The 8,857-nt window shown below is 57.8% G+C and carries 5 protein-coding genes; all 5 read left to right on the forward strand.

What is annotated here, in order from left to right:
* Positions 1-11 precede the first annotated feature (11 nt).
* Positions 12-482: a biotin/lipoyl-containing protein gene (locus tag B088_RS04580; protein ID WP_018107239.1), complete on the forward strand. Its 471-nt coding sequence runs from the start codon at positions 12-14 to the stop codon at positions 480-482.
* 208 nt (positions 483-690) lie between these two features.
* Positions 691-3,096 (forward strand): polyribonucleotide nucleotidyltransferase, encoded by a 2,406-nt coding sequence (locus B088_RS04585; RefSeq protein ID WP_018107240.1) that lies wholly within the window; start codon positions 691-693, stop codon positions 3,094-3,096.
* A 166-nt stretch (positions 3,097-3,262) separates the two neighbouring features.
* Positions 3,263-3,703, forward strand: a complete 441-nt coding sequence (locus B088_RS04590) for a hypothetical protein (RefSeq protein ID WP_018107241.1) — start codon at positions 3,263-3,265, stop codon at positions 3,701-3,703.
* Between the two features lie 1,083 nt (positions 3,704-4,786).
* A complete protein-coding gene (locus B088_RS04600) occupies positions 4,787-5,200 on the forward strand; it encodes a hypothetical protein (RefSeq protein ID WP_018107242.1) in 414 nt (137 codons plus the stop codon).
* A 939-nt stretch (positions 5,201-6,139) separates the two neighbouring features.
* A complete protein-coding gene (clpB, locus tag B088_RS04605) occupies positions 6,140-8,731 on the forward strand; it encodes an ATP-dependent chaperone ClpB (RefSeq protein ID WP_018107243.1) in 2,592 nt (863 codons plus the stop codon).
* The last annotated feature ends 126 nt before the right edge of the window (positions 8,732-8,857 follow it).

Genomic DNA, 8,857 nt, shown 5'->3' on the forward strand with positions numbered 1-8,857 from the left:
ACAAGAGACCTATGAAGCAATACCGATACACCATTAATGGTCACCCCTACGAGGTGACGATCCACTCTGCCGACGAGGAGACGGCTGAGGTGGAGGTGAATGGACACCACTACACCGTCAGGCTCGGTGATGAGTCTGCCCCCGCACCTGCTCGGCAGACCCCTAAGCCTCAGCCCGAGCCGACTGTGAGTGCGACGCCTGCCGCAGAGGTACCTGAGGAGAAGCCCGCTGCTGCGGCACCGGAGAGCCAACCCAAGCGTGCCGCAGGAGGTCGCGAGGTGATCGCTCCTCTCCCCGGCCTGATCCGTGAGGTGCTGGTTAAGGAGGGGGATAAGGTAAAAAAGGGTCAGAAGATCATGATCCTCGAGGCGATGAAGATGGAGAATGAGATCAATGCCGACAGCGATGGCACGATCACCTCTCTCCTGGTCGCCAATGGAGACTCCGTCCAGGGCGGCGATCCGCTCGCCACGATAGGCTGAGAGACCTCATCGGATCCTTGTCGGGAGAGACGCCGACACGGAGATGGGACGATCTACTTCCCTCTATGGAGGATACAGGCGAAAGTCGATGACGTAAAGTGAGGGCTTTTTCGCTGAGTTTCTGTACCTTTGTGCGATATCGTGGAGGGACAGCTGAGATTTTAGATAACCGGGCTTGCAATGCGTAAGCTCGAAAAGACGTAAAAGTATGAACGTAATCACAAAGACCATCACTCTGCCCGATGGTCGTGAGATCACGATCGAGACAGGCAAGCTTGCCAAGCAGGCTGATGGCTCCGTGGTTGTACGCATGGGCAAGACCGTGCTCCTGGCGACGGTAGTCGCTGCCGAGGAGGCACGTCCGGGCGTAGACTTTATGCCCCTCCAGGTAGAGTATAAGGAGAAGTTCTCCGCCGACGGTCGATTCCCCGGGGGCTTTACCCGCCGCGAGGGCCGTATGTCGGACCATGAGATCCTGATCGCACGACTGATCGACCGCGCTCTGCGTCCTCTCTTCCCAGAGGACTACCACTGCGAGGTCTATGTGCAGATCATCCTCTTCAGTGGAGACCCCAATGAGCTCCCCGACCAGCTTGCCGGACTGGCAGCCTCTGCCGCCATGGCAGTCAGCACCGTCCCCTTCGACGAGGTGCTCTCTGAGGTGAGAGTGATCCGTCTCGACGGCGAGTGGGTGATCAATCCGACACTCGACCAGCTCAATCGTGCCGATATCGACCTGATGGTCGGCGCAACGGAGAAGAACATCATGATGGTCGAGGGTGAGATGAAGGAGGTGCCCGAGAGCGATATGATCGAGGCGATCAAGCAGGCTCACGAGGCGATCAAGGTACAGTGCCGCGTGCAGAACGAGCTAGCCCGTGAGGTAGGCTCCGACGTTAAGCGCACCTACGAGGGCGATGCACAGGATCCTGAGCTGGACAAGAAGATCTACGACAGCTGCTACGACAAGCTCTTCGAGATCGCCATGTCAGCGGATAACGACAAGCACTCTCGCTCTCGCCGCTTCACTGAGGTGGGTAAGGAGTTTAAGGCTCAGTACAGCGAGGAGGAGCTCGAGGAGCTGGAGCCGCTGATCAATCGCTACTACGATAAGTACGTCAAGCTGGCGGTACGTACCGCCGTACTCGACCATCATCAGCGTCTCGATGGTCGCGGTCTCGAGGATGTGCGTCCGATATGGACGGAGGTGGACTGCCTCCCCGCACCTCACGGATCTGCCATCTTCACCCGCGGAGAGACCCAGGCACTCGCTACGGTCACCCTCGGAACCAAGGACGATGAGAAGCTGGTCGATGACGCCCTCTTCCAGGGCAAGGAGCGCTTCCTCCTCCACTATAATTTCCCGCCCTTCAGCACCGGTGAGGCCTCTCGCCCCAAGGGCGTCAGCCGTCGTGAGATCGGTCACGGCAACCTCGCCATGCGTGCCCTCCACGGCATGATCCCCGAGGACTATCCCTACACCATCCGCGTGATGAGCGACATCCTGGAGAGCAACGGATCCTCCTCCATGGCTACGGTCTGCGCCGGTACGCTGGCGCTGGAGGATGCCGGTGTGCCGATGATCCGTCCCGTCTCCGGCGTCGCCATGGGTATGATGAGCGAGGGAGACAAGAAGGCGGTCCTCACAGACATCCTCGGTGACGAGGACCACATGGGAGATATGGACTTCAAGGTGACCGGTACCCGTGAGGGCATCACCGCCACCCAGATGGATATCAAGATCGACGGACTGAGCTACGAGGTGCTGGCACAGGCCCTCGAGCAGGCACGTCGTGCCCGCTTCCACATCCTCGACATCATCGAGAGCACCATCCCCGGACCCCGTCCTGAGCTGAAGCCTCAGACGCCCCGCATGGAGCAGATGGAGGTGCCGAAGGAGTTCATCGGCCCGATCATCGGTCCCGGCGGTAAGATCATCCAGGGCATGCAGGAGGAGTCCGGTGCTCAGATCAATATCGAGGAGGACACCGAGCGTGGTGTCGGCGTGATCCAGATCGCTGCGTCCAATAAGGAGGCGATCACTCGCGCCCTCGAGATGATCAATCGCATCGTCGTCATCCCCGAGGTGGGTGAGACCTACGAGGGTACCATCAAGAGCGTCATGCCCTATGGTGTCTTCGTCGAGTTTATGCCCGGCAAGGAGGGTCTGCTCCATATCTCCGAGTGGGACTGGAAGTACTTCGGCAACATTGAGGAGACCGGTGCCGCAGAGGGACAGAAGCTGCAGGTGAAGCTGCTGGAGGTGGATCCCAAGACCGGTAAGTTCCGTCTCTCTCGCCGTGCTCTGATCGAGAAGCCTGAGGGCTACGAGGAGCAGTCCGAGCGTCCCCGCGAGCGCCGTCGTGGTCGTGAGGAGCGTGATGGTGAGGGTCGCCGTGGCGAGCGTCGCCGCAACCCTCGTCGTGAGGAGCGCAACTCAAATGACAGTGACAGCGAGGAGCAGCGTCCCTCTGATGAGGAGCGTCCGCGCCACCAGGAGCGTCGTCGTAATCCTCGCCGTGAGGAGCGCGAAGAGCCGAAGCGTGAGCCAAAGTCCTCTGAGGACAAGCCCGGGAGTCCGGCTGACTTCTTCAAGCAGTTTGGTCAGTTCTGATTAGTAACCCCTACCTAATATCCAGCGAGCCGAGTGCGATCCTTTCGTCCTCGGCTCGCCTGCTCTATATGCATAATGTCGTGATCGTGATGCAAAGTACCTCCAGGTCATACTTTGTCTCACGACTGAAGAATATTCACTGACAACACAGCAGACGACTCTTGGTATGAATTATTACGCTCTGATCCCACTCGCTCTGTCGCTCGTCTACTTCCTCGGGAGACTCTATGGGCGTACAGCTCACGACAGGACCTACTACTGCTCGTTTTATGAGCTCTTCTTACTCCTCACTGCTGTCTATATAGCACCATTGGGAGGTGTCCCGGTGGCTTTGACGCTCGGTGTGCTACTTGTGGCACTGGTAGCGATCTTTCTCCTTCGCTGGTTCGTGGGTGATAAGGGACTGTTACCGACAGGGCAGCTTCTTAGGAAGAGATATCCTTGGCTTTACCGTTTTTGTACGGCTGTAAAAAGCGGGGCCTTCATCTGTCTGACCCCGTACTTTCTCCCCGGACCTCTTTACAACCTACTATTGGTGATCGTCCCCCTTGTGGTCGTCCTCGTGGAGCGACTCTCGCTCTATTGGATCCACAAGAGGTCAGCCTAAGTCTCAAGAGTGAAACCCGGACACCGATAGTCCTACTGACCTCCTCGGGCAGGTCTGTCCCTTTTATGCAGCGAGTCGAGTGCGATCCCTTTGCCCTCGGCTCGCTTTTTTACGCCCTCACGAACCTCTTCATACCCCATCAGACTATTACCGGTAGTAGATCCCTCCCCTGCTGCTACCGCCTGTCGATCCCTCCGGGGCTTCGCCCCTGCGGGATCATCGTTCTTTAGCCCGCATGTCGAGGCACGAAGTGCCGAAGACTGCGGGAAAGAAGCCCAAGGAAAAAATACGACCCCGCTAGGGTGTCGCACTTACCAGTCAGGCAATCAGTACGACACCCTAGCGGGGTCGCTGGGCTAGAGCCCCATCGTAACCCGGAGTCTTCGGGGCTGCGCCCCTCGACATCCGGGCTAAAAAGCGGGCACCCCTGTCGGGGTGCCACGCCTGTAACTGTTTTTCCGACAGAACCAATATCAACGGATCGCAAATGAAAACCATCAAATAGAAGATATGCAGCATCCGAAGGATGCCCGCTCCATAGGCATCGGTCGAGGCACGAAGTGCCGAAGACCGATGTATAATCGTACGCATTATGCCACGACCCCTTGCGGGTCGCCGAAAGGGGGGTATCTGCTCGGCGACCCACAAGGGGTCGAGGGAATAGGGAAGGGTCTTTGTACATCGGTCACCGCTTCGCGGATGACCGATGCCTATGGAGCGAGCACCCTTTCGGGTGCCTCACGGATAAGCCCTCTAGGTATATGATTACCCCAATGCTCAAATGCGTCACCCCTGGGTCGCTTCACCTTTGTCTTTGTGGGATCAATTATGTTTTGTAGCTTTGAAGACAGGATCATCGTTAAACCCTTAAGCACCAAGCTGTCACCATGAAAAAACTCTTATCGTACCGGGAATCGTTACCAGCCTCACTTGCCTGTGCAAGGGGGATTATCAGCTGGGCTATAGGAGGGGCACACCTGGAGGTCCGCATGTAGCTATTTCAGGTGCGATTGGCTTGGCGGTTGTCGGCGCTCTTGAGAACTGTTAGACGCCACTACACCGCACTTTTCCCATAATAATCTTATGCGTATCAAGTTCTTTGTTTTAGAGCTCTGCATCATAGGTGCTACCGTATGGACCACCCTTGTTCTTTCAAGGGTTGAGTCCTTGATGGCTCTTAAGGAGTCGATATTCCGGTTTGTTATACCGGTCATCGTCCTTGAGACTCTGTTTGTACAGCTGATGACACTCGTCCCCGAAGAGAGAAGTCAATCTGGAGCTGTTTCCCCATGGGTCAAGGCTCTCGACATTGCCTTTTGGGGTGCACTCCTGGTAGTTTCCATTACCCTCCTCCTGATAGATATGGGAGAGCCCTTTGCAATACTGCGAAAAGATATTGGGCTGTTACTCATGGTAATCATAGTGGGAGCAAGTCGCTATCTCTATTACCTTAAGCCGGCTAAGACGATAAAGCTGTCCAAGTCCACAAAGGATTAACATCAGCAGTACTGCCCTATTATATCTATATCGGTTTCAGAGGTAGCAACCTTTGGAACCGATTTTTCACGAAGGAGGACAAGCAGGGTGACGCATTTGAGAGACACCGTAGCCATTCATCTAATTGTGAAGAGTGGGGAACGAAGCACCCCTTGTGGGTGCCCGTTTCTTAGCCACGTGGTCGAGGGGCGTAGCCCCGATGACCCGTGGACCGGGCATCGCATACGATCCCGACCCCGCAAGGGTGTCGCAGAGGGGGGGGGCGGAAAAGTGCGACACCCTGGCGGGGTCGAGGTCAAGACATCGACTTTCCCACAGGTCATCGCCGCTATCGCGGCTCGACCTGTGGCTATGAAGCGGGGATCCCTGACGGGATCCAGCATACCATTATGGTGTCGGCTTCCTTTTGCGCTCCCGCCTGCAGATCCCGCAGGGGACCCCGGTAGGGGTCCTTTCTTCATAGCCCGGCGGTCGAGGCACGCAGTGCCGAAGACCCCGGGTTACCTGCGATCCGCCTTGTATATATGCGACCCCGCTAGGGTGTCGCTCCCTCTCACGATCACTATTACGAGCGACGCCCTAGCGGGGTCGAGGAGAAAAAGAGGGCTATGATTACCCGGGGTCGTCGGGGCTTTGCCCCTCCGACCGCCGGGCTATGAAAAACGCACCCCTGCCGGGGTGCATCATCGTCACCCCTACCTCTCCTAACTATTACCGGTAATAGATTCATCTAATATCGGGTTTAGTGAAGTCTATTACCGGGTTTAGATTTCACTATTATCGGCAATAGATTTCTGCCCTACTTGTCCCCCCAAGTGACAGCATGGACTGCCACGACTGACTTTTGTTTCCACAAAAGACATAATGGACTGACAGTTAGGTCGGGGCTTCGTTTTTGTACTTATGGTCTCAGAATAAAACGAAAAGAATAAAGTGAATATGAATTGGGATAAGTACACAATCAAGTCGCAGGAGATGATCCGGCAGGCTATGGAGGAGGCGCGCAAGCGTGGCCACCAGGCGATCGAGCCGGAGCATCTCCTTGCAGCCCTCACCGCAGTGGGGGATCAGGTGGCAGAGTACCTGATCCCCAAGTGTGGGGGCAACCTCGACACGCTTAGGTCGAGGATCGAGGAGGACCTCAGTGGCCTTCCGAAGGTGCAGGGCGGGGAGCCTTACCTCAGTAGGGACCTCGCCTCAGTGCTCGATGCAGCGGAGCGTATCGCTGCCGAGATGAGCGATCAGTATGTCGCAGTGGAGCACCTCTTCCTGGCGCTTCTCAAGACCGACACCACCGCCGGTCGTCGACTCAAGGATCAGGGCATCACCTATCAGACGATGCTCGAGGCGGTGCAGTCGCTTCGCAAGGGGGCTAAGGCGGACTCCCCCTCCTCCGAGGAGACCTACAACGCACTCAATAAGTATGCGACCAATTTCGTGGCAGCGGCTCGTGAGGGCAAGCTCGACCCGGTGATCGGTCGGGACGATGAGATACGGCGTGTGCTGGAGATACTCAGTCGCCGGACGAAGAATAACCCGATCCTGATCGGAGAGCCCGGCGTCGGCAAGACCGCCATCGCCGAGGGACTTGCCCGGCGTATCGTGCGGGGCGATGTGCCGGAGAACCTTCGGGACAAGCAGCTTTACTCCCTCGACATGGGGGCGCTGATTGCCGGAGCGAAGTATAAGGGCGAGTTTGAGGAGCGACTCAAGAGCGTCATCAACGAGGTGAAGGGCTCCGATGGTCAGGTGATCCTCTTCATCGACGAGATCCACACCCTCGTCGGTGCGGGCAAGAGCGAGGGCGCCATGGATGCTGCCAATCTTCTCAAGCCGGCTCTCTCCCGGGGCGAGCTCCGCGTCATCGGCGCCACCACACTCGGTGAGTATCAGAAGTACTTCGAGACCGACCGGGCGCTCGAGCGGCGCTTCCAGATCGTGATGGTCGATGAGCCGAGCGAGGAGGATGCGATCAGTATCCTCCGCGGACTGAAGGAGCGGTACGAGACGCACCACCATGTGCGGATCCTCGACGAGGCGATCGTCGCTGCCGTCCGTCTCTCTCGGCGCTACATTAGCGACCGCTTCCTCCCCGATAAGGCGATCGACCTGATGGATGAGGCGGCAGCCCGTCTCCGCATGCAGATCGACTCCATGCCGGAGGAGCTGGATGAGGTGGAGCGGAGGATCAAGCAGCTCCAGATCGAGCGGGTCGCCATCAAGCGTGACGGCTATGAGGATAAGGTCCGCGCGATCGATGAGGAGCTGGCCAATCTCTCCGAGCGACAGACTGCGCTCAAGAGCCAGTGGCAGCGAGAGAAGGATCAGATCGACCTGATCCAGAAGGCGAAGACCGAGCAGGAGCAGCTTAAGCTCCTTGCCGAGCGCGCCGAGCGTGAGGGCGACTACGCCAAGGTGGCGGAGATCCGGTACGGCAAGCTCCAGCAGCTTCAGGAGAGCATCGATGAGGCGGAGAAGAAGCTCCACGAGGCTCAGAGTGGCAAGGCGATGATCAAGGAGGTGGTCGATGAGGAGGATATCGCAGAGGTGGTATCCCGCTGGACCCACATCCCGGTCACCAAGATGATGGAGAGCGAGCGGGAGAAGCTGCTTCACCTCGAGGAGGAGCTCCACAAGCGGGTCATCGGTCAGGACGAGGCGATCACAGCGATTGCCAATGCGGTCCGCCGCAGTCGTGCCGGCCTGCAGGACAGCAAGCGCCCGATCGGCTCTTTCCTCTTCCTTGGCACCACCGGTGTCGGTAAGACGGAGGTGGCGAAGGCGCTGGCGGAGATCCTCTTTGACGATGAGGATATGATGACGCGCATTGATATGAGCGAGTATCAGGAGAAGTTCTCCGCCTCTCGCCTCGTCGGTGCCCCTCCGGGATACATCGGCTACGAGGAGGGCGGACAGCTCACTGAGGCGGTCCGGCGGAAACCCTACTCGGTGATCCTCTTCGATGAGATCGAGAAGGCGCACCCCGATGTCTTCAATGTCCTACTCCAGGTGCTGGACGACGGTCGCCTGACGGACAATAAGGGGCGGACGGCGGACTTTAAGAATACGATCATCATCATGACCTCCAATATGGGTAGTGACCTGATCCGTAAGAGCCTCGAGAGCATGACGAAGGCGAATACCGATGAGGTCGTTGGCAAGGTAAGGGCTGAGGTGATGGATATGCTCAAGGAGCGGATCCGCCCCGAGTTCCTCAATCGTATCGATGAGATCACCGTCTTCCGTCCCCTCACCGAGGAGCAGATCGCGGAGGTGGTACGGCTGCAGCTCGATCGGGTGGTCAAGACCCTTGCCTCCAATGGCATCACGCTGACCTACACCGATGCCGCCGTGCAGCAGATAGCCCACCAGGGGTACGACCCGCAGTTCGGTGCGCGCCCCGTCAAGCGGGTGATCCAGAGCCGGGTGCTCAATACCCTCTCCACGGACATCATCAGCGGTACCCTCCGGCGCGACAGCGTGATCGAGCTGGATGCCGAGCATGGCGACTTCGCCTTCCACAATAAGTAATACCGTTTCCTAACAAAAGACCTTTGCAAAATGGTCTTTCGCCGAAAAAGCACCGCTTTTTCGGCAGGGACTTTGCAGAATGCCCCAGATGCAAGGAACTGAGAGTGAGGGCGAAGGGAGTGTGCT

Source organism: Porphyromonas bennonis DSM 23058 = JCM 16335, assembly GCF_000375645.1.
Lineage (GTDB): Bacteria > Bacteroidota > Bacteroidia > Bacteroidales > Porphyromonadaceae > Porphyromonas_A > Porphyromonas_A bennonis.